This window comes from Enterovibrio gelatinilyticus (assembly GCF_028683095.1).
In the GTDB taxonomy this organism is placed as follows: Bacteria; Pseudomonadota; Gammaproteobacteria; order Enterobacterales; family Vibrionaceae; genus Enterovibrio; species Enterovibrio gelatinilyticus.
The window spans coordinates 172768-194154 of record NZ_JAJUBC010000008.1; the positions used below are offsets into that span (position 1 = coordinate 172768).

Genomic DNA, 21387 nt, shown 5'->3' on the forward strand with positions numbered 1-21387 from the left:
TTATGAGGTAGTTATGGAAAACGTATTTGAAAGAAAAGACGATTCGCTATATTCCAATGCCTACTCGTTTCTTCGTCTTCCCATGGTGAAAGACCCTACCGCGACCGAAGCCGATATCGTGGTACTGGGTATGCCGTATGACATGGCGACAACTGGCCGATCAGGGGCGCGATTAGGACCTGATGCGATACGACGTGCATCGGTAAATTTGGCGTGGGAAGCCTTTCGTTACCCTTGGCCATTTGATCTAAGAGATCGCTGCAATATCGTCGATGCGGGTGATCTGGTGTTTAGTTGCGGAGACAGTGAAGACTTCGTCAAAATGGCTGCGTCTGCAGCGGGTCAAATTTTGGCATCAGACAAAGCCTTGCTCACACTGGGCGGTGATCACTTTGTCACATTGCCACTACTTCGCGCCCATCATGCGAAATTTGGACAGATGGCACTGATTCATTTTGATGCGCACACGGACACTTATAGCCAAGGCAGTCGTTACGATCACGGCACCATGTTCTATCACGCCCCCAAAGAAGGGCTGATTGACCCATCGTCGTCAGTTCAAATTGGTATTCGCACCGACTATGACCGAGACAACCATGAGTTCAATGTGATTTGTGCAGAATCTGCCAACGACATGACACCAGACGATATCGCGAACCATATAAAAGCGTTGGTCGGAACGTTGCCCGTGTATTTAACTTTTGATATCGACTGCTTAGATCCCGCCTTCGCACCCGGGACTGGCACACCCGTCATTGGCGGCATTACATCAGACAAAGCACTACGTATATTGCGTTCACTGCGCGGGATCAACCTAGTGGGGATGGATGTCGTGGAAGTCAGTCCTTCCTTCGACAATTCAGACATCACAGCGTTAGCTGGGGCGACCATTGCCACAGAACTTTTGCACCTTTGGGCATCCAAGCCATAAAGGGGCGTCAACGCCTTAACTGTCGCTTCGTGAAATTAACTCGCGTCCCTATTTGGCTCGATGACCCTGTTATCAATTAACGAATGATTCTCGATAAAGTGGACAACATCTTTTCGATACGACGGGTAGAAGAGATTGGGAGCATGACCACAGCCCAAATAGTAATTGACGGCCATATGTGGTTGGACTTCGCGCATGCGCTTAACAATGTCTTTGGTGAGCACGTCCGAATGTAAACCGTGCATGAGCATCGTCGGTTGCGCTAACTTTGCAAATTGTCGCCACAAGTTCAAAACAGGCGCATTGGCGTCGTAGCCTGCAAGAATTTGAGGGTCATAGTGTGTGGTATAACCGCCCCCATCTAGGCGTCTGATGGAGGCCGAAATCATTAACTGCCACTCTTGAGATGTGTGGGGTCCGAACGGTTGATAGAGCGTCTGTAGATATTGGTTAATCTCGCTATAGCGCTGAAAGACCATGGATTCCTTCACATAGCTAACAATGCGCTTAAGCGCATCGGTGGGGACTTCCGGGCCAATATCATTGAGAACCAGCGATCCTATCCGCTCACACTCATCATCGCTTGCAGCCAGCAGCATACCAATCAATCCCCCCATGCTAGTGCCTACCCAGTGCACGCGCTCACAGCGATAGAAATCCATGATCGCCGTCGCCATTTCAAGGTAGTTGGCATAACTGTATTCACACTTAGGAGACTCTGCCCATTGAGATAGCCCTCGCCCCAAAGTATCCGGAGCGATAACGCGATATCCCTTAGCGGCAAGCTCATCACCAATCGCGACGAAATCAATGCTATTGCGCGCCAACCCATGCCAACAGATCACCGTTTCCCCGCCTTCAGGGTTCCATGTTCTCACATGGATCTCTTTCCCATTAATGATTGGATACTGTTGCAACATTTCGGACATACTCATCACTCCCCATGAATCTTAAATTATTTGACCTAATTCACAATTTCTCAACATCAAATGAAAAATAAATTATTTTCCTCTCAGAATGTCCTCTAACGATGACACTTAATAAAGACGTCAGTATCAAAAATGTAAACACCCTCATTTAAGTCAGGTGCAAGCGCTTTCAAACTAGAAATCAGTCGTCATTCATGTCAAAAGTATCGGTTGCATGCTTAAAGACGCGGTAATTCAAACGGGCGAGGATGCTTTTTCTGAGGCAATGCCTTAGATAACAATTCAATTTCAAACGTCACGGAAGGTGAAAATTCTTTGTTTGGCGGTTGAATAGCAGTTTAGGGTAAGTCTCACACCACTAGCAAATTGAGACGCATAAGGTACGAAAAGGAACATACTTTTGATCACCATAAAAGAGGTGGCTGAGCTCGCAAACGTTTCTCAGTCAACCGTGTCACGAGCACTCAATGGCCATGCATCCGTCAAGGAGAAAAACCGCGTTAAGGTTTTTGAAGCCATTGAAACGCTGGGGTATCAGCCCAATGCATTCGCCCAAGCACTTGCATCCAATCGTTCACATAGCATTGGGATGCTTGTCGGCACATTCGATGGCCCCTATTTCGGCCCTTTGATGCACCATGTAGAGAAAGTGGTACGAAAGCAAAACTACCATTTGATCATTACTAGTGGTCATGAGCAATATGATGAAGAACAAGAGTCTATTCATTTTCTCAACGCGAAAAAAATAGACGGTTTGGTATTAACCTCAGACATGCTGAGCGATGCTGACATCTTAAAAATCGTCGATAAAACCCCCGCCACCATGCTGATGAACCGCTACATTCCAGAGATTTCAGATCAATGCATCTGCATGGATAACGAATGGGGTGGCTACATTGCCACAGAGTATCTAATCAAGAATGGTCACCGCCGCATTGGTTGTATTACGGGCCAGTTGAGTAAAATTGATAGCCGAGAACGCCTTCAAGGTTATCGCAATGCATTGACGAAATATGGCATCACATATGATCAAAACTTGGTAATTGAAGGTCGCTTTGATCATGACGGCAATGACACGGCTATTCGTCGTTTGATGGACAGAGGTGATGACATTACTGCCATCTTCTGTCTCAATGACAGCATCGCCCTTGCCGCTTATGGTGTATGCCATGATCGCGGACTCCAAGTTGGCAAAGACATCTCCATTGTCGGGTTTGATAACCACGCCTACAGCCAATACATGACACCGAGTCTTTCAACCATCAACTTCCCTTTGGAAGAAATGGCTTGCGAAGCAGCAAAGGGCGTACTCAACATCCTTAATAACAAACCGCTCACAAATGTGACTAAGCGATTGTTTCCTACGTTGATGGAGCGCGGTTCAGTCAATAACATCAGCACTGAGCACAATGAATCCGTCGATGCGTTACGTCAGGCAAGCTCATAAGCCACTGTCGTAAACAGGACACCGAATGATTCCGGTTGACCCTTTTTCAATGCATTTCCACACAAGAAAAATATAAAAAAACAGCCGCATTTGCGGCTGTTTTTATTTGTAGAGACATCACGCAGTTTAACTCGCGTAGAGTACGCTTTCAGGCAAATCAACCGACACACTTTCCACGTCGCCAGTACGCGTAAATATGTGTTTGCAGATGGCCGCAGAAAGGGTTGTACCATCCAATGCGATGACTTCGCCTGACTTCATTTTGACAACGATTTGCATTTGCTGCTTGTCGCTCAAGCGGTACAAGAAAGGCACCTGACAATAGGTAAACGCAAGTTCACCCGCATTCAATGGCACCTCTGCTAATGTGCCATCTGGACGAACAAAATCGAATGTTGCAGGCTTCACACTGAACTCATTTTTCTTCAGCAGTGATGGCGCAATGCGAATCGCCCCTTGTTCAACAAGCACACCCAACTCACCAAAGCGCGTGATGATTTCTTCTTTCACTTGCCCTGTCATACCTGGCTGTTGAGCACCGGCATGTTTCGGCGTGTGCGAATATGGGTCTGCAGGGAACGCACCATATTCGCTTGGTGTTTTGTTGAAGCTAATGCCTTCACGTACACGATAATAATGCGCAGCCAATGCTTTGGTTTCATCACTGTCAGGCTTGTCGTTGAAGCTCGTGAAGTACACCTCTTGCACAGCAAGCAATAGTTTAGACACCATATGCCAGTAGATACATCCAAGACCTTCATAGCCGAACATGGTTCCAGAGCGACCCGTGAACTCCTTGTGATTGAACACCGTTTCGTAAAGCGCTAGCACATCATCGAATTTTGCATCCACGATGTGCGCATATTCTCCACGCACCTCACCAAGCGCTTCTTTCAACGAACCTGCATTTTCAAAATCTGCTCGGAAATGGAATCCGCCATTCTGATCACATTTGATAATGCGCTTATCGCCTTTCGCATGCATTTCGGACAAAAGCTCGTGCTCTCTCACGGCACCTGAAGAAATGCAATTACGGCTCATAAAGGCTGGCAATTCACGATCTGGATACAACATGAATGACTTCTGATCTGCACGATACATGTCACTGCTAAATAAGTGATCAAGCAGAGACACCGCCTGAGCACTGCTCAATGCACCAGAACTCAATGCCGCCACTTGGCCTTCTAGCATCGGATACAGAGGCAATGATTCAACGGACTCATTGCTGTATTGAACAACGTTATACGCGTTGAACAAACCGTCTTCACGTACATTGGCCAACGTACTGCTATGCAGAAGATCTAGGCTCGTTGATAGCAATGCTGAGATCTCAGATAGGTCGACATGCTCTTTACCTGAGAAACCATTTTGATGATAAACCTGATGACGATAGCGACTTGCAGCCTCAACCAGCTCAGTCAGCAATTTGTGCTTGGTTTGACGTGTAACCGCTTTTTTCTTCACATCACGCAACGCAGTGTTCAGAATATCCGTGGTTTCCTTTAGCCAAGTCGCGACTTCCGAAGACAAGCGGATTTTCTCAGGTGCATCCTCAAACACGCCCTGCAGAAACTCAACGTAGCGACGCATGTAGTACAACGTCACCATCGACAAACCATTACCAACAATGGCATTGTTCGCATCGTTCCACTCTGGGCGCTGTGTATTCAGCCATACCCCACCATCAACAACCCAATTGCTCAGTTTTGATAACAGCGGCACCAGAAGCTTTTCTGACAAGTTAACCAAATACACTTCACGGTCTGAGTCTAACAACAGCTTGCCATCGCTACCGATCATGGAGGTGAGCTTTTCTGTTTTCGCTTGAAGCTCAGTATCGAACGACACGGTGTCTTTGGGTGTTTCAAACAACGTGCGCGTATCGCCAATCACGTACGGCACATTGGCGTAGCTATAGATTTCACGCGTTAAGTTCGCAGAGAGCTGTGAAGGCTCGAAGCGCTCCGACCATTCTAGGAACTTCTGCAAATAGATGATTTGATGATCACCCCAATAACCAATGTTGCTCCATGGGTCATCCGGCTCAAGGACTTCCCAATCGATTCCATCTTTGGTGATGCGATAAGGGTTATAGCCATCAACCGTCGAGGCATTCACAAATTTAGCAATGAAAGAACGTAGGTAACCCGGGTAGCTGAGGGCCAACGCCTCCCAGTTCTGGAAAATGTCTCGCCAATTGCCTTGGTAAGCCAACAATGGGTTACCTTCTTTGTCCTTCACCTTAATGTCGTAATGGTTCCACGGACGACTTGGATCGCCGTGACGACGTCCAAAGGTCAATGGCAAGTATTCGTAGCACAAACGTACCAATTGAATATCATCAGCTTGTTCAGCTAGCTTGATCAGTTCACTCTGCGTGAAACGCTCAGGCAGCGAGTTGTAGAACGCTTTATTACGCTGGTAAACATATTGATTCGTTTGTAAGGCGGTATTCACCACGTCTTCTTTACGCAGTGTATAACCTTGCTCAAATACACCACCACGCATGGTATTGAACAATACGTTGGCATAATGGTGGTTGCTGGTTGCTTCATCAGCCGAGAACTGCCAGCCATCAACCGCACTGATTAACTCGACGAGTTCTTTGCTATTTGCTGCAATATCTTGTTCAACGTGATCCAGCAATGCCGCTTTGTCACTAAGTTGCTCACGCAGCGCCACGATGTCTGCGTGATCTTTACCGGTGTCCAGCACCAATAGCCATTGGTTGGACTCGCCGCCTCGAAGTGTCACTACCTTATGAATAAAGTAAGAACCACGCACACCGCGGGTAAGCGTTTCATCGTCGAGCAGGTCACCACGTTTAAACGCAGGAAGCTGCTGGCTAGAAAGCAGAATTTCAGCCTTATCGTCGTCAATGCTGTACACAGTGTTAGTCAGCAAGGCTTCTGCAGGGTCTGCACGGTCACTCAGTTTGGCGTACATGCTGTAGAGCGCCAAAGGTGAACCCTGCTCTCGTTCATTCCATTTATACGCATCAACCAATGCACTACGTGTTTGTAACGCAGCCATTGGCGCGCTGTTTGGCAACACGTTTTGCACACCGTCGAGTATCTCGACAATACGCGTTTCACCGGAGAAGTCGGTTAACTCACTGCGACGAACAAACCCAACACTGTTACCACTTTCCCAGCTGTACTGAAAAGTTAAGCGCAGGCTTTGGTTAATTTCTTCGAAAATAACTTTGTCACCCGTGATGCTCTTATAGAGATTACGGATAACTGAAAACTTTCCATCGTGTTGCGGATTGAACGGTTCCCATGTCACTACGTCACCGCCGTCATCTTCTAGGCGGATGAACGTTTTAGGGCCGGTATTATCCGCACTCTCATGAATTAAATCGACCGAACGATACGGGAAAATCGCATTTTCTGGATTTCCACGCCCGGCGGACAGACTGCCTGTTGAGGATGCAAACAACCAATGATCATTGGCCGACACTACGCTCATAAAAAACGCAGGCATGTGATCAACATTCTCGATGCGATAGAAGCGCTCACCCTTACTATCCACGAATTGCCCTTTCACGGGTGCAGTTGTCAACTTAAAACACTTGTCCATATTTCTTGGTTCCTACAAAAAGAAAGCGCTTTCTTTTCTAGTTAAATAATATCCCGATGCAGACGCCAATCTCCCATCGGGACATTTCTAGTATAAAGCGATTTAGAGGTGGTGACACCTAACATAATGCCCAGGACGAACAACCGTCGCCTCTGGAATAGATTGCGTACACACTTCAGTTGCTATTGGGCAACGTGAAGCAAACGGGCATCCGACACTGCTAGGTTTCCATAGCGGAATATCACCTTTTTTAACCGACAAATCGCGACGTCCTGCTTTTCCTACTTCCGGCACTGCAGATAACAGTAACTTAGAGTAAGGATGTTGCGGGTTTTGAGTCACGCTGTCACTTTCACCCCATTCCACCATATGACCCACATACATAACTGCGGTCTTCTCGGCAAAATAGCGCGCTGTTGCAATATCGTGTGTGATATACATGAAGGCGATCCCATGTTTCTCTTTGAGATCTGCCATCAAATTTAAAATGCCAAGACGTACTGATACGTCTAGCATGGAAATCGGTTCATCTGCCAAGATCACTTCAGGATCAACAGCAATAGCTCGCGCAATGGCAACACGTTGGCGCTGCCCTCCACTGAGTTCATGCGGGAATTTCTGCGCGGTTTCAACGGCTGGCGACAAGCCCACAAGCTCTAACAATGCATACACTTTCTCAGCAAGGTTCTGCTTATTCGCACGCTTATGGATAAGCAATGGGCGTGCAATATGATGATAAATATTGTGTACCGGATTCAGCGAACTGAATGGGTCTTGGAATATCATTTGTACCTGTCGGGCGTATTCCAATTCGCCATACTCGGACACATAGTCAGTGAGAGACTGACCTTTAAAGGTAATGCTGCCGCACGTTTCTTTGTAAATACGACTGAGAATGCGCGCACCCGTACTTTTGCCTGACCCCGACTCACCCACAATCGCGAGGGCTTCGCCTTTGTTAAGGTCAAACGACACATCGTTCACAGCCCGCATCAAATTAGACTTTGAATGCCCAATGCGAAAATCCATCACTAGGTTTTTGATAGAGAGAATTGGCTCGTTAGTATCCATCATTATTCTCAAGCCTCCCTATACCAAATGACACGAAACATGATGCTCAGGAGCAATCGTTTTTAGCACGGGTTCATGTTCAGTACATGGTTCAAAGCAATGGCTACAGCGTGCTTGAAAATTGCAGCCTTGTGGGATTTGAAGCAGATTCACAGGATTTCCAGGAATGCCATAAAGGCGCTCTTTCGGTCCATGAATGGTTGGGAACGATGAAATCAGCCCTTGTGTATAGGGATGCTGTGGCTCACTAAATACGGTTTTAGCTTCACCCAGTTCAATCATGTTTCCTGCGTACATCACGCCGATGCGGTCAGCAATTTCGCCCATCAAACTCAAATCATGGCTGATGAACAGAATAGAAAAGCCAAATTTGGCTTTAAGATCGTAAAGCTCATTCAAGATCTCTCGCTCAACCACCACATCCAAGGCTGTTGTTGGTTCATCCATAATGATGAGCTTCGGTTCTAGCGCGAGTGCAACAGCAATAACCACGCGTTGGCGCATCCCACCACTCAATTGATGCGGAAATGCTGACAAGCGATCAGGGTGAATACCCACGGTTTGCAGCAATTCAGCCGCTTTTTCATACGCTTGCTTTGGAGTTACTTTCTTATGGGCCAGCATCACATCAGTCAGTTGCTCACCAATGGTAATAACGGGATTGAGCGAATTCATAGCACTTTGAAACACCACAGACACTTCGTTCCAGCGGAACTCACGCAGTGCTTTATCGTTCATTTTCAGTACGTCTTGACCTTTGTAGAGGATTTCCCCTTCAGAGATCAACGCGGGGGCTTTATGTAGGCGCGAAATTGCAAAGGCGAGCGTGCTTTTTCCGCACCCTGACTCACCCGCAATACCCAGAGTTTCCCCTTCAGCAATCGATATGCTGACATTGTTAACCGCTCTCGCGATGCCATTTGGCGACACGTAGTCAACACAGAGGTTGTTGATTTCAAGTAATTTTGACATTACAAACCCCTCTTCTTGTCAGCGATTTTTTTCAATTTATGCCACAACTTCATATGAGGACCCGTTTTCAACTTCGGATTGCTCACTTGGTCTATCGACATATTGATTAACGCTAGTCCACCACCCGTGATAGCGAGTGCCAACGCTGGCACCATCATTTCCCACCACGCGCCGGTGTAAAGCGCCGAGGACGTCTGCGCCCAATAGAGCATGGAACCCCAGCTCACTTCGGTTGCGTCGCCCAAGCCTAAAATACCCAACCCTGCCTCGGAGCCCATCGCATAAATGACAGCACCCAAGAAGCCGCCAAACACAATGGAGACAAGGTTAGGCAAAATCTCGACCATAATGATTCGGAACTTAGACTCACCCATTACCTCTGCGGCAAGGATGAATTCTTTGTTGCGTATCGCCATGGTTTGCGCACGGATAACACGCGCCCCCCACGGCCAGGAGGTCAACCCTAGTAAAATCGTTATCACCACAGACCCCACCTGCCCCAAAAAGGCGGCGAGCACAATGAGCAAGGGGAGCTGCGGAAAAACCAAAAACACATTGGTTAGAAAATTCAATCTCTCATCAATCTTGCCGCCGAAGTACCCCGCAGATACGCCCACAGCAACAGCGATGCTCATCGCAATCAGGCCCGCAAACAAAGACACGGTGAGCGTTTTCCGTGCGCCATGTAATACTTGGCTATATACATCACGTCCACTGCGTGTTGTTCCCATCACGTATTTGGCGCTCGGTTCTTGGTGCGGCCTCGCAACACGTTTTTCTGGTGAATACGGGGCTAGCACATTGGCAAATATCGCCCCAATCAACACCATAGAGAGCAACAGCGTTCCAATGATCGCTGGCGGATTGCCGTAGAAAAACGCATAGATAGAACCGAAAATACGCTTCAACTTTTGTAGGCCGTTATTCGGAGTTTTCGCTTGGTTTTGGCCAACTTCGACTGTTTTATCCATCACTTAACCCTCACTCGCAATGCGTGGATCAAGCCAGACATACAACAAGTCAGCGACGAAATTCGCCAACAATACAGCGGTCACCAAAATCAACAGAATGGCCTGGATCAGCGGGTAATCTCGCGCCACAATGCCTTTTAAAAGAATATTACCAAGCCCTTGATAGTTGAAAACCACTTCCGTCATGATTGAGCCGGCGAAGGAAAAACCAATCGCCATAGCAATTGCCGTAGCAACAGGCAAGATTGCATTGCGACCCGCATAGCGGCTCATGACACGATAACTGCTCAACCCTTTGGCTTCGGCCATGGTCACGTAGTCTTCGCCTAAGACATTGATCATGGCGTTACGCATGTTGAACACCCAAGATGCAATACCCACCAGCACCATTGAGCCAACTGGTAAAATGGCATGTTCAAGTACGCTACCAATGAACTCGAATGTGAAACCCGGATCCAATGAAGGGTCGTAGGTATACGCGAGTGGCAACATGTCTAACTTCAGGCCAAAAATGTAGAACAAGAACAGAGCCGTCACGACATATGGGAAGTTACTGATAAACGCCAATACAGGTGGAACAACTTGACCAAACAATCCGGTTCGACGGTAAGACGCATACGTGCCGATACTTACGCCAATGATCAGAGACACAATCAACGAGCCCAGCGCTAGAAACAGTGTCCACGGCAATGCATTGGCTATCACATCAGACACATTGACAGGAAACATCAGTACAGATGGCCCAAGGTCGAGCGTGAACACACTTTTAATGTATGCCAGATATTGCTCGAAAACATTGCCATCGAGAAAGCCATACATTTCACGAACGGCGTCCATTTGAGCGGGATCCATCCTTCCTTGCGATGCCGCAAATAAGGCTTCAACCGGATCACCCGGCATCATACGTGGCAACATAAAGTTGAACGTAATCGCGATCAAAAAGGCGGAAAAATAAAACATAAACCGCCGCAACAGGAATGGCATCGTCGTGCTCCTTGTTCGTCTTCTATCGAAAGAGGATCGGCAGTATGGTTATTTAAGGTGCAAATTATTCAAAATAATCACTCGCTTCCCGCCGTCATACCAAACAGGCTGTACATATGGGTTTTCTTTGGTAGGCCAACCCTCTACCTTCTTGGTGCTGTACTGGAACCAAGTCGGGTTTGAGAACAACGGAATGAACGGAAGCTGCTCGGCAGTGAACGTTTGCAACTGGTCAAGAATCGCTTTTTGTTCTTCCGGTGAACCAGTCTTGCCAAAGCTATCAATCAACGCATCAATTTTTGGGTCATTAACACCGTGACCTGCATGCCAGCCCTTGCCTACACGAGATGCAGAAAAATACTCTTGATAAGCAATAATCGGATTGGTTGCCACCATTGACCAGTTAATCGCTACGTCATAATTGCTTTCTTTCAAATTCTTGTCGTATACCGCCCAATCGACAGTTTTCACTTCCGACTCAATACCAATTTCGTCATAGAACTCGGTGACCATCTGCACCACCTGGATCCAGTCTGTCCAACCATTAACCACTTCAATATTGAATGAAAGCTTTGAGCCGTCTGGTTTTTCACGGTATCCATCACCATCCAGATCTTTAAGGCCTGCTTCGTCCAGCAAGGCTTTTGCTTGGTCTGGATTAAATTCTGTCAAATGACGGAATTTCTTAGTGATGTCTTTATTGATGTTGGTTTCATAAAGCTCGCCGATACCGCCCGCGTTAAAGTTGGCAGTGGGATAACCATAAGCAGCGATATCGACAATGAGGTCGCGATCAAGCGCCATTGATAACGCCTGGCGAACTCGCACGTCGTCAAATGGTGCTTTCTTGGTATTTAAGTACAGGTGAATAGCGTCATTCGCTGGGTACCAAAAATGGTTATTCTCTTTGTCACGCTCAACGAATGTAGATTCGATGTCCGCGATAAAGTTTGACCCCCAGTCCACTTCACCTTTCATAAGAGCAGGTTGGATTTGGGAGTTGTCGTTATAAGAGCGGAAACTCACACAATCAAGGTAAGGACGACCTTCAAGGTAATAATGAGGGTTACGGCAAAGTTCCATTTGCTGAGACTTAAGGAACTTCACTGTCGTCATTGGGCCGCTACCCACAGGGTTTGGATTAGTGAACGTGGTGAGGTTTTCAACGTCTGCCCATTTGTGCTCGGGAACAATGTGGTATTTTTCCAGATTCCACATAAAGGTAGAGTCTGGATTTGCCAACGTAAATACCACAGTTCGAGGATCAGTGGCTTCAACCGACTGAAGGTTCCCGCCAGACCAAATTCCTTTCAAATCAAATGCAGGGAATTTTTGTGTCAATACAAAGCTAAAGACCACATCGCTAGCATCTAACGATTCGCCATCAGACCATGCCAACCCATCGCGTAGCTTTAGTGTGATGACTTTTAGGTCGTCAGAATATGTGGCGGATTCAGCTAAACGAAAGTTCGTCTCTCCCGTCATATTATTGAACACCATGAGTGGCTCAAACATAGTGCCGTGAAAAACATCTTTGGACGTATAAGGGTTAAAGTTTTCTACAAAGCCAGTCGTAATAATAGGCACATTGAGCGTTCCACCCTGCTTAACATCGGATGCATGGACGCCTGCACTAAGCAGTACGCCACAAACCAGAGAAGCGAGTCGTGTCTTGTTTTGCATCTTACCGTCCTATGTCTTTATTAACGCTCAACCTGCTAACGTCATGTCTCACTTCGCATTTACAGGCCCAATCATTTCTTTCTCTTTTTGAGTGTAGCTAACCCCAATACAGTTGTGCGTCACTACAAAACACAAAGAAAGCGCTTTCTTGATGCCTGATATTAGGAAATTGCCGGTCATCAACAAGGTGCGTTTTACCTTTTTGCAACATTGGTCACAAATGCGTTAGTGCTGAATTACTCGAATTATCATAAATGAGACTGGTTTCATCATTGCAGTACGATGTGTGGATTAAATCGCAAATTATTGAGGATGAATAGCGGCATTGGAGCCTTCACTAGGGTATTAGCATTATATTTCGCGAGATCCTGAGGCAGTATCCTGGAGCGGATATTGTGAGATCTCCAATACAGTGCCACTTTACAAAGTACTCATATCGGAGCAATGGTATACACATCCCCCTAACCTCTTACATATTAACCAACAAATATATTCACATTTGGCATGAATGTATGATTTACATTCACATCATATATTTCCATACGAAAAATATATTTATATCGGCTTCAGTTTAAATATTTACAACCTCGATAAATGTAATTTCGCTCATTGTTTAACCAACAGAAAGTAGTTAGCACTCTAACTATCAATTACATTGAATATCACATATAACGAGATTTTGGTCGCAAAATAACAATAAGACCAAAAAGCTAGACATGATTACAAGCATTTGTTTTTAAAGGGTTTAAATAATTAATTACTCTTAACGCAAACCATATTTCAAAAAATGAGACATTGAACAAACTTAGAGACCACCGTAGCATTCACTGCCAGTTGAGCATTTAATCTGTAGGGTTCTAAGCATGATCGAAATAAGCATTGTCATTCCAACATATAATCGTTCTAAATTACTTTCACACACATTAACGTCATTTATTGAACAAACACTTTCACCCGAATCTTTTGAAGTGATTGTAATAGATGACGGCGGTTCTGATGATTCCGAAATCATAGCAAAGTCATTTTCAAATCGATTAAACATTAAGTATTTCTGGCAGGAAGACAAAGGCTTTCGAGCTGGGAAAGCGCGAAATGTTGGTACAGCTATCGCTGAAGGCAAATATGTTGTTTACCTAGACACTGGCGTGCTCCTTGCTTCAGGTACACTCGAAGAGCATTTGTTCCGCCACAAAGTATCAACGCACCCTATTGCTATTGTTGGATACGTCTATGGGTTTGACCTAGATGAAGAAGGCGTCAAGAAGATGGAGTCTGTCATTAGCCCAAACAATGTCGACGCCATTTTATCCGAGCTAGACCAACAAGGTGCTTATGATATTCGTCAATCTCAATACGACGAGCTTGGCACTAATATCTGTGACTGGCCTGCACCCTTTGACCTATTTTGGACATGCCATGTGTCTGCCGAACGCCAACAGCTCATCAAAGCAGGAATGTTTGACGAACGTTTTAACAGCTGGGGCGGGGAGGATGTCGATCTAGGCGTTCGCTTGTTTCTAAACAACAATATGTTCATCGTTGATAAATCCATGGCTTCTTTCCATTGGCCGCATCCAAAAGAAGTTCACGACACCGGTGAAAGCTCGAAGAGTGCCGCGCAACTGATTCATGACAAATATGATATATGGCAAACCAGCTACTACAACCTTGACCACGAAATTAATGACCTTCCGTTGAACAAGCTCATTAAGGTTCTAAAAGAAAGCCCTAATCACCCGATGGCTGATAGCTCTCTGTACTTGAATCGCCCTAAAAAGACGACAGATATCGCGCCAACAGAATAATTAGGGGTCTTTCAATGCCTTGTGTTTACGAAAATATTTTTCCTGTTGCTGCTGGAAAAACCTTTGATGACATAAAAAGTCAGTATCGAAATCAAATTCTTGTACAAAAAGACACGCATATCATTGGTGCGCCGCACTTTGCGTTTACTTTGGTGCGTGACTCTGACGACTACCACCGTGATGCGCAGTATTCGCTGATTCAGCAAGAAGATTTCAACAACAGTATTACTATCGGTCAGGGAACGGTGCTTTATTCAGAAGACAATCTCGCATTCGAAAACCGCCCAGTCAGGCTGACAGCAATTAAAGTAAACAATCAGCCAGCAGGTAAAATTACAATTGGTAACGGTTGTGTCATGCAGGGAACCGTTATTGTCTCTTACGAGCATGTCGAGATTGGAGATCAGGTTCTGTTCGGCCCTAAAGTGACCATTATGGATAGCAGTGGGCACCCCGTCACCAACCGTTGGCAAAACGATGATGCTGCGCGTACTCGCTCTGCAAAAGTCACCATCAAAGACAACGCATGGATCGGAATGGGCGTTACCATATTAAAAGGTGTGACCATTGGTGAAAACGCAGTGATTGGCGCAAACAGTGTGGTTTACCAAAATGTTCCGGACAATTGCATTGCAATGGGCAACCCCGCAAAAATCGTCAAGAAACTGGATGGATACGTTCCTCGCGAAGAAGCGATTCAACAGTTAGATATCGCCTCTTAACCCTTTCTGCAGGTCCTTCACTTTATTCATAAAGAAGATCTACACCTTCAATATCTATGAAGGATCTGCTTCGCTCCGCTTTTAAAAACATGGACGACACCATGGCATTGATCACTCGTTATCTCTCGCACTTTCACCAATATAAAACTCTACTTGCACTCGCAGTGCCAGTCGCACTTCAAACCGCAATATTTTCCAGTAAAAGTACCGTCGATACGCTGATGCTTGGCACGCTCAGTGAACTTGATATTGCAGCCATTGGCTTAGCAGCAAAGGCCCAAATGATCATCAGTTTTTTTATCATTGGGTTGAGTATTGGCGGCGGTCAAATTGCCGCCCAATGCTTTGGAGTGAAAACTGAAGATGGTAAACGAAAGTTTCATAACACCATCTTCATCACGCTAGTATTGAGCGCGGCTGTTTCTTTTGTCTTCTTCATCGTGCTCTTCTTTGCACCATCATTACTGATGTCATTGGGAACACAGTCTCCAGAAATCATCAGCAAAGGCAGTGACTATTTACAAATCATCGCATTGAGCTTGTTTTGTTTTGCTTACGCTTCCAGTATCGCTTGCGGGCTGAGGTCAATGCATCAGCCTGGCATCGCAACCAAAGTCAGTTTCATTGGTGTTATCTTGAACTTAGCTTTGAACTGGGTATTTATTTTTGGTCATTTTGGAATGCCTGCAATGGGCATAAAAGGGGCTGCTCTGGGAACCTTACTCAGTGCCTTTATAGAGTGTGTCGTTCTTTATCTCTATTTGAAATCAAAAAACCACCTCCTGAGCTATTTCCCTGTTTCGTTATTCAAACACCTTACCTGGCAAGATTTTCTCGTTGTCACCAAACTGTCTGCAACTGCCGCCGTAAACAGTGTTGTATGGGCTGCGGGTCTTTTCGCGTTTCATGCCATTTTAGGATATAGCGATCCTAACTTACTCGTGGCACTGTCCGTACTTGCCCCTATCGAAGCCTTGGCCATGTCACTGTTAATTGGCTTAGCCACGGCCGGCTCCGTATTGGTCGGTAATTTGGTAGGCGCCAATCAGCACGATCAACTACCGACTACCATAAGGCAACATCTCGTTATGAGCGTGGGCATTGGTGTGGTCAGTGCAGCGCTATTGATGGCATTGAAATCGCTCGTGCTGTCGATGTTTTTCCACAATGACGTTACGACTGCTGCCGAACTAATGACAGCTGGCCTTTACAACATTATGGCGGTTTCACTGATCGTTAAAAGTCTATCAATGATGTTGATTGTCGGCATACTCCGAGCTGGAGGTGACGCGCGTTTTTGCTTGATCACGGATGTTCTTGCGCAGTGGGTTTTCCTATTGCCTTGTGCTTATTGGCTAACGCATGTTCTTAACGTCGATCCTATCTATCTGTTTGGGCTAGTGTTGCTCGAAGAAGGTATTAAAGTGTTAATTTGTGTTTGGCGCTTGAATAGCAACCGCTGGGTGAGAAATTTAGCTGAAGGTTTAAACTAGGAAGCTCCTCTCTTTTGGTTGTATTAACAGAGGCGCTTTGCTTATACATTGAAGTGGTTCATTGAACCGTGAACACAGATACTCGGTATTCACGAAATAGACAGCACTAACATAAATCCCTCAGTCAAGGCTGAGGGATTTTTTATGATAACTTATCTATTTACTTGCTTGCTTGCTTGCTTGCTTGCTTGCTTGCTTGCTTATTAACTATGACTTTGGCATAGGTAGAATTTCAAACAATCCATCAAACTCATCCAAAGTCACTGCCAGTGACGTTATTAGGCTGGCGTCCCCTTTCAGTGTCGCTTTACCCTCTTTCACCAATGCGTCTAACGTTGTTTTACCCAAGACGACTTGCGTGAAGTCACTCTTGCTCACAGATAGTGCCACATCAGTTTGTGGTAACTGCTCTACTTGGATATTCGCCATGTTAGCGTTAGAGACTTCACCGTAGTAATGCTCATCTAGTTCAGGGTGCGAGACCGCAAAACGGAAGTCTAAGTTGGCAAGTTCTGCTTTTTCTGCGTTAAGTTTCACCGCGACAAAATCGAGGAACATGCCCGTTGGTGTGTTTGCAATCACGTCTGCTGATGCAATTTTCACTGACGGCTGAATCTCACCAGTACGCAGTTCTACCGCGCCTTGTAGATAAGAGTTTCGCCAAGCCATGGTTTCTGATTGATAACCTTGCTGTTCAAAGCTGTCTGCCAATGCAAAGCGATAATCAATATTGCTTGGGTCGCATTGAACCAAATCATTGAACAGTTGCGATGCTTCTTGGTATTGACCGTTCGTAAAGTGGACTTTGCCTGCTTTATACAGTGTATCCGCACCTGCGGCTTCTACATAAACACACGATTTTTCTGTTGTCTGCAGTGGGTTAGTATTCACTGGGTTCATGTCATGGTAACCAAGATACAGGTTGACCACTGCTCTTGCGTTATGGCTGTAAGAGCCGTGATACCCGTTGGTATGCCAGGTGTCTTTTTGTGTTTGCGGCACAATTTTTTCAATCTCACGACCCACATCGTGAACAGTGACACCGTGGTTGGCTAAACGCATAGATTGGTTATGAATGAAGCCATAGTTGTCTCTCTGCAGAGCCATATACTCTGAGATTTCATTCACTTTCGTGTCAGCATCATTCCACACAGGTGCCGAGTGCGCAGCATGAATGTTGTCTACCAGCCCGCTATCCACAAAGCGCAGCTTGAGTTCAGTGAGATATTTGGTCCACACCAGTGCATCACGCACTTTCGCGCCACGGAACGTATAGATATTGTGCATACCGTCATAAGTCAGTTCAGCAGTATTCAGTGATCGATATTCCGGTACATAAAGCACGATTTCAGCGGGTGCTTCTGCCCCTGGCATGTTAATCGCGTGGAATGTTAGCCCATCAATGGTGATTTCTTTTTCACGCGGTTGAATTTCTTGCGTCGGCGCAACCAAGGTCACTTCTCCACGCGACGTGCCCAAGCCAAGTGCATTATCGACAATCCCCTGAGGGTTGTTGTCTAACGTTGTGCCATATTGATAGTTTGCACGACGACCCATGGCGGTGCCTGCAATCACGTTTTCATCAGCAAGCTCTTTAATGAAATCTTTCGGCGCGTAAATCTGTGCGTCTTTTACCATGTCACCAGATTCGAGAATGCCGCGTGAACCCCCAAAGTGATCAGCATGCATGTGCGAATAGATCATACCTGTGATTTTGTGTTCGCCTTTGATTTTCGGCAAATGCAGCTTGGCAAACTCCCATGAAGCGGCCGCCGCTTCTCGTGATAACAATGGATCGTGAATCACATAACCATTGTCGGTGCGGTAAATAGTCATGTTGGACAAATCGGCACCGCGAATTTGATACACGCCATCGGTCACTTCATACAGACCACCTGCGGTGTAATTGAGCATACCTTGACGCCAGATTGACGGATTCACAGTGTCAGGCAATTCATCCACATTCATGGTGTCCATGTAGTCAAATCGTTGCTTCAACTCGCCGGCTTGGTGGCTGCCGAATTCTGCAATCAAACCACGCTGAGTGCGCTCAAACGCTGAGGCATCTTGCCAAGGCAGTTGCTTTGCTAGTTCTGCATTGGCTTGCTTTGTTTGTTCCGTAGCTGGCTTTCCTTTGTACGTTTCTAAACTGGCATAATCCGCTGACGCGCTGAAGGAAACCATTAATGCGAGTGCTAGGGTAGAAGGTGCAAAACGTGTATTCATAGATATTCTCTCTCTGTCGTTTTTTGCTATGAACACAATTTACCGCTTCAACTCATCACGATATATACATATAGATTTAGTTAATACATCACGATTTGTTATGTATTAATAGACCCATAGTCGGATCGACATGACAACAACGAGCCCTATCACCACCGATAGTAGAGTGTTGTAGCAACACTGACGAAAGAGGAATAGAAATATTGCGATTGCGATAAATCGCTAGGAAAAAAACAGCATTCAAGCCATTTCACTGTAAAAGCTGCCACTCGTTTTATTGTAATAATGGAAATCGATTACTACTTTTAAGACAAAAGCCGTGTAAGAAGAGTAATTTTAATGAGGGCGGGCAGCAAATGCACTCGAGACATGTTGTATCAATCATCATCGCACTTAGCACATCAATCTTGGGCTGCAACAAAGAAAACGTTATTAACGTTCCTGCAAGCACTGAAATCACACTCGTCCAAATAGAAGTATCGGTGCCAACAACGACGTTCATCACTGAATTGCAGTTTCAAGCAAGCGGTCGTTACAGTAATGGAACCGTTGTAGACATCACATCAGACGTTCAATGGGAAACTTCTAATAGTGCTATTGCAACCATAGACAGTGCAGGAAAGCTTGTTCCATTAGAGGCAGGGGTAACAGACGTTACCGCGTCGATAGGTGACAATACAGGCCAATCATCCGGTATCAACGTTATCGACTCCGTTGTCTGTGGTCATAGTTATGGCAATAGCTATTCGACAGCAGTTAACGACACTGACAATTCGAATGCGATAGGCGCTTGTGTGAAAATCGCACAAGACAACAACGGCAACTGGTTTACCGCAACACCGAGTTATACGGCCGTAAAAGCACTGGGATATAAATATCTCGATGCAAGCTACCTAGAAAATGGTTCTTATGGACCAAACGGCGGTATGTTCATTCGATTTAACTGGTTCAGTATCGCGGAATGGTGCTCGCATTTGAGCAGCCTTAAATTTGCGAATCGAAGTAACTGGACCATGCCCAGCCTTTCTCAGCTAACCGGATTGTATACAGACAGGGGAAATATGTTTGCTAACCATGGGTGGCCTACATATTACTACTACCAAAGCTTGACTCAATCAGGGCAAGAATATAGCGACATATCTTTGAATACTGGCACCTCGTCCACTTTGAATACCATTGGATACGATTACGGGAGTTGTGTATCTGAAAGTTGAATTATCCCAAAAATGTACGCCAAATATTTAAGTTTGAAACAATGACAAATTCAGGAATACAGGGGGACACACACCCTAATAATAGTTAAAAAGACGAGCCCAATCACTGGCTAATTCGGTGGTTGGAATCTCAGAAGTGAGTATTATTTAGCGATTGTTGGTATTGCAGTCGACAGCTGATTGAATATGGCGTTTTTCGTCACACAGAAGTCTCAGGCCGTTACCTGATAAGTGGATGTGTTTACGAAAGGAAGAAGAATTAACGCTCAGGCAGCCGAAGGCCAGAAAGCCGTTTACGATGCAAGTCAGGTAACGCCGCTTTCAGTGACGATTCTGTGCCAATCATGCTTCCTAGCTCTATACATGTGCAGGTGCTTAACCAGTTTTCACTGTCAAAGCCCAGCCGTTCAAGCAATGATGGCTGCGTATTGTCTATATTCCCTCTTTTATCATCTCGGATTTGTCTACCTGTCCAATCAACAAGCGTGAGGTAATCCATCAACCGAAAGGGGATGCCATCAGGCATGTCTTGTCGCGGGTTTCCTGCAAACGGGAATAAGTGGGCAGCAGTAATTTCTGCTTTCTTCAGCGATTCAATACGCGCCTTGACGGACGTGTGCTCTGAGGTTTCTGGTGTTTCCGCCATTGCAGCTCGTACCGGATTTAAATCCACGTACGCCATGGCAGCGGCTAAGGCTTTTTCATCCAATAGCGCCTGGCTTTTGAATCGCCCTTCCCAGAAATGACCTGTACATTTGTCTTCGCGGTTGGCCTCTGAGGCGATGTGCTGGTTGAGTAACCGCATAAACCAACTGATTGAGATAAGACGCTCTCGCCAAACTTCTATGATTTCGCTGCATCGTTCTGTTTCGGCATCGGAGAGTTTATCTCCTTGCATGAAGCGCTGAACAAGTGCGGGGCCTTGATGAAACGTCAGCCACCGCTCAACGATTTGGTACGGTGGCAGTCTTTTGACCTTTTCCGTATTGATATGTAACACGACGTGGTAGTGATTGCTCATAATCGCGTAAGCACAAATATCGATACAAAATGCCTTTGCCAGCGCTAACAGACGTTTTTCAATCCATTCTCTGCGGTGCTCATAGCTTTGCTGGGATTTGTCATCATAGCCACAAAGAAACGAGCGTCGCACACAGCGCGAAACGCAGTGATAGTAAGGCGTGGCGTCAACACTGATAAGAGACGATCGGGCTTTTGTCATTGAAAATTTAAATGGCTAACAATTGAACAATGCAGTGAGCATATCGCTCAACCACTTGCCCTTCATCTTCAAAGCACGTTTATGAGCCAAGAAACGCAAGACGCTGAAACTGACAACACTATGATTTTCTTAGGG

Annotated in this window: 15 protein-coding genes; 6 read left to right on the forward strand and 9 right to left on the reverse strand. The window is 45.9% G+C overall.

The features are described from left to right. Window positions 1-13: 13 nt before the first annotated feature. Window positions 14-931 carry an agmatinase gene (gene speB / locus LRP50_RS09255; RefSeq protein WP_274164172.1) on the forward strand — a complete coding sequence of 306 codons (918 nt, stop codon included), beginning with the start codon at window positions 14-16 and terminating at the stop codon, window positions 929-931. Between the two features lie 35 nt (window positions 932-966). Here the strand turns inward: speB and LRP50_RS09260 are convergent, their stop codons facing one another. Then, the gene (locus LRP50_RS09260) at window positions 967-1860 is read right to left on the reverse strand and encodes an alpha/beta fold hydrolase (protein WP_274164173.1); all 894 of its coding nucleotides are present in this window, start codon (window positions 1858-1860) and stop codon (window positions 967-969) included. Window positions 1861-2260: 400 nt separating this feature from the next. Here LRP50_RS09260 and LRP50_RS09265 point away from each other — a divergent pair, with 400 nt between their 5' ends. Then, a complete protein-coding gene (locus LRP50_RS09265; protein WP_274164174.1) occupies window positions 2261-3307 on the forward strand; it encodes a LacI family DNA-binding transcriptional regulator in 1047 nt (348 codons plus the stop codon). A gap of 126 nt (window positions 3308-3433) precedes the next feature. Here the strand turns inward: LRP50_RS09265 and LRP50_RS09270 are convergent, their stop codons facing one another. The 6 genes from LRP50_RS09270 to LRP50_RS09295 form a co-directional block, all read right to left on the reverse strand. Next, the gene (locus LRP50_RS09270; protein WP_274164175.1) at window positions 3434-6889 is read right to left on the reverse strand and encodes a hypothetical protein; all 3456 of its coding nucleotides are present in this window, start codon (window positions 6887-6889) and stop codon (window positions 3434-3436) included. A 102-nt stretch (window positions 6890-6991) separates the two neighbouring features. After that, window positions 6992-7960, reverse strand: coding sequence for an ABC transporter ATP-binding protein (locus tag LRP50_RS09275; RefSeq protein WP_274164194.1), 969 nt, complete (start codon window positions 7958-7960; stop codon window positions 6992-6994). Between the two features lie 18 nt (window positions 7961-7978). Continuing rightward, window positions 7979-8932, reverse strand: coding sequence for an ABC transporter ATP-binding protein (locus LRP50_RS09280; RefSeq protein WP_274164176.1), 954 nt, complete (start codon window positions 8930-8932; stop codon window positions 7979-7981). After that, the gene (locus LRP50_RS09285) at window positions 8932-9903 is read right to left on the reverse strand and encodes an ABC transporter permease (protein ID WP_274164177.1); all 972 of its coding nucleotides are present in this window, start codon (window positions 9901-9903) and stop codon (window positions 8932-8934) included. The genes LRP50_RS09280 and LRP50_RS09285 overlap by 1 nt, the downstream gene beginning before the upstream one ends. Before the next feature lie 3 nt (window positions 9904-9906). Next, a complete protein-coding gene (locus LRP50_RS09290) occupies window positions 9907-10887 on the reverse strand; it encodes an ABC transporter permease (RefSeq protein WP_274164178.1) in 981 nt (326 codons plus the stop codon). Window positions 10888-10935: 48 nt separating this feature from the next. Then, window positions 10936-12570, reverse strand: coding sequence for an ABC transporter substrate-binding protein (locus tag LRP50_RS09295; RefSeq protein ID WP_274164179.1), 1635 nt, complete (start codon window positions 12568-12570; stop codon window positions 10936-10938). A gap of 863 nt (window positions 12571-13433) precedes the next feature. Here LRP50_RS09295 and LRP50_RS09300 point away from each other — a divergent pair. The 3 genes from LRP50_RS09300 to LRP50_RS09310 all read left to right on the forward strand — a co-directional run bounded on the left by LRP50_RS09300 (window position 13434) and on the right by LRP50_RS09310 (window position 16590). Next, the gene (locus LRP50_RS09300; RefSeq protein WP_274164180.1) at window positions 13434-14375 is read left to right on the forward strand and encodes a glycosyltransferase; all 942 of its coding nucleotides are present in this window, start codon (window positions 13434-13436) and stop codon (window positions 14373-14375) included. Between the two features lie 14 nt (window positions 14376-14389). Continuing rightward, window positions 14390-15097, forward strand: coding sequence for an acyltransferase (locus LRP50_RS09305; RefSeq protein ID WP_274164181.1), 708 nt, complete (start codon window positions 14390-14392; stop codon window positions 15095-15097). A 101-nt stretch (window positions 15098-15198) separates the two neighbouring features. Further along, window positions 15199-16590 (forward strand): MATE family efflux transporter, encoded by a 1392-nt coding sequence (locus tag LRP50_RS09310; protein ID WP_274164182.1) that lies wholly within the window; start codon window positions 15199-15201, stop codon window positions 16588-16590. Window positions 16591-16797: 207 nt separating this feature from the next. Here LRP50_RS09310 and LRP50_RS09315 read toward each other — a convergent pair whose 3' ends face one another. Beyond that, complete coding sequence (locus tag LRP50_RS09315; protein WP_274164183.1) at window positions 16798-18816, reverse strand: alkyl/aryl-sulfatase; 2019 nt, start codon at window positions 18814-18816, stop codon at window positions 16798-16800. Window positions 18817-19172: 356 nt separating this feature from the next. On the opposite strand from LRP50_RS09315, the gene LRP50_RS09320 reads away from it, so the two are divergent. After that, entirely contained in the window at window positions 19173-20030 is an 858-nt protein-coding gene (locus tag LRP50_RS09320) for an adhesion domain-containing protein (protein ID WP_274164184.1), read from the forward strand. A gap of 259 nt (window positions 20031-20289) precedes the next feature. Here the strand turns inward: LRP50_RS09320 and LRP50_RS09325 are convergent, their stop codons facing one another. After that, on the reverse strand, window positions 20290-21252 hold the full coding sequence (locus tag LRP50_RS09325; RefSeq protein ID WP_274164185.1) for a transposase: 963 nt from the start codon (window positions 21250-21252) through the stop codon (window positions 20290-20292). Window positions 21253-21387 lie beyond the last annotated feature (135 nt).

What these genes read in the sequence shown, in the direction of transcription:
- LRP50_RS09270 (WP_274164175.1), bottom strand. Translation starts at nt 6,889, where the DNA reads ATGGACAAGTGTTTTAAGTTGACAACTGCACCCGTGAAAGGGCAATTC.
- LRP50_RS09315 (WP_274164183.1), bottom strand. Translation starts at nt 18,816, where the DNA reads ATGAATACACGTTTTGCACCTTCTACCCTAGCACTCGCATTAATGGTT.
- LRP50_RS09310 (WP_274164182.1), top strand. Translation starts at nt 15,199, where the DNA reads ATGGCATTGATCACTCGTTATCTCTCGCACTTTCACCAATATAAAACT.
- LRP50_RS09260 (WP_274164173.1), bottom strand. Translation starts at nt 1,860, where the DNA reads ATGTCCGAAATGTTGCAACAGTATCCAATCATTAATGGGAAAGAGATC.
- LRP50_RS09300 (WP_274164180.1), top strand. Translation starts at nt 13,434, where the DNA reads ATGATCGAAATAAGCATTGTCATTCCAACATATAATCGTTCTAAATTA.
- LRP50_RS09275 (WP_274164194.1), bottom strand. Translation starts at nt 7,960, where the DNA reads ATGGATACTAACGAGCCAATTCTCTCTATCAAAAACCTAGTGATGGAT.
- LRP50_RS09325 (WP_274164185.1), bottom strand. Translation starts at nt 21,252, where the DNA reads ATGACAAAAGCCCGATCGTCTCTTATCAGTGTTGACGCCACGCCTTAC.
- LRP50_RS09305 (WP_274164181.1), top strand. Translation starts at nt 14,390, where the DNA reads ATGCCTTGTGTTTACGAAAATATTTTTCCTGTTGCTGCTGGAAAAACC.
- LRP50_RS09290 (WP_274164178.1), bottom strand. Translation starts at nt 10,887, where the DNA reads ATGCCATTCCTGTTGCGGCGGTTTATGTTTTATTTTTCCGCCTTTTTG.
- speB (WP_274164172.1), top strand. Translation starts at nt 14, where the DNA reads ATGGAAAACGTATTTGAAAGAAAAGACGATTCGCTATATTCCAATGCC.
- LRP50_RS09285 (WP_274164177.1), bottom strand. Translation starts at nt 9,903, where the DNA reads ATGGATAAAACAGTCGAAGTTGGCCAAAACCAAGCGAAAACTCCGAAT.
- LRP50_RS09280 (WP_274164176.1), bottom strand. Translation starts at nt 8,932, where the DNA reads ATGTCAAAATTACTTGAAATCAACAACCTCTGTGTTGACTACGTGTCG.
- LRP50_RS09320 (WP_274164184.1), top strand. Translation starts at nt 19,173, where the DNA reads ATGCACTCGAGACATGTTGTATCAATCATCATCGCACTTAGCACATCA.
- LRP50_RS09295 (WP_274164179.1), bottom strand. Translation starts at nt 12,570, where the DNA reads ATGCAAAACAAGACACGACTCGCTTCTCTGGTTTGTGGCGTACTGCTT.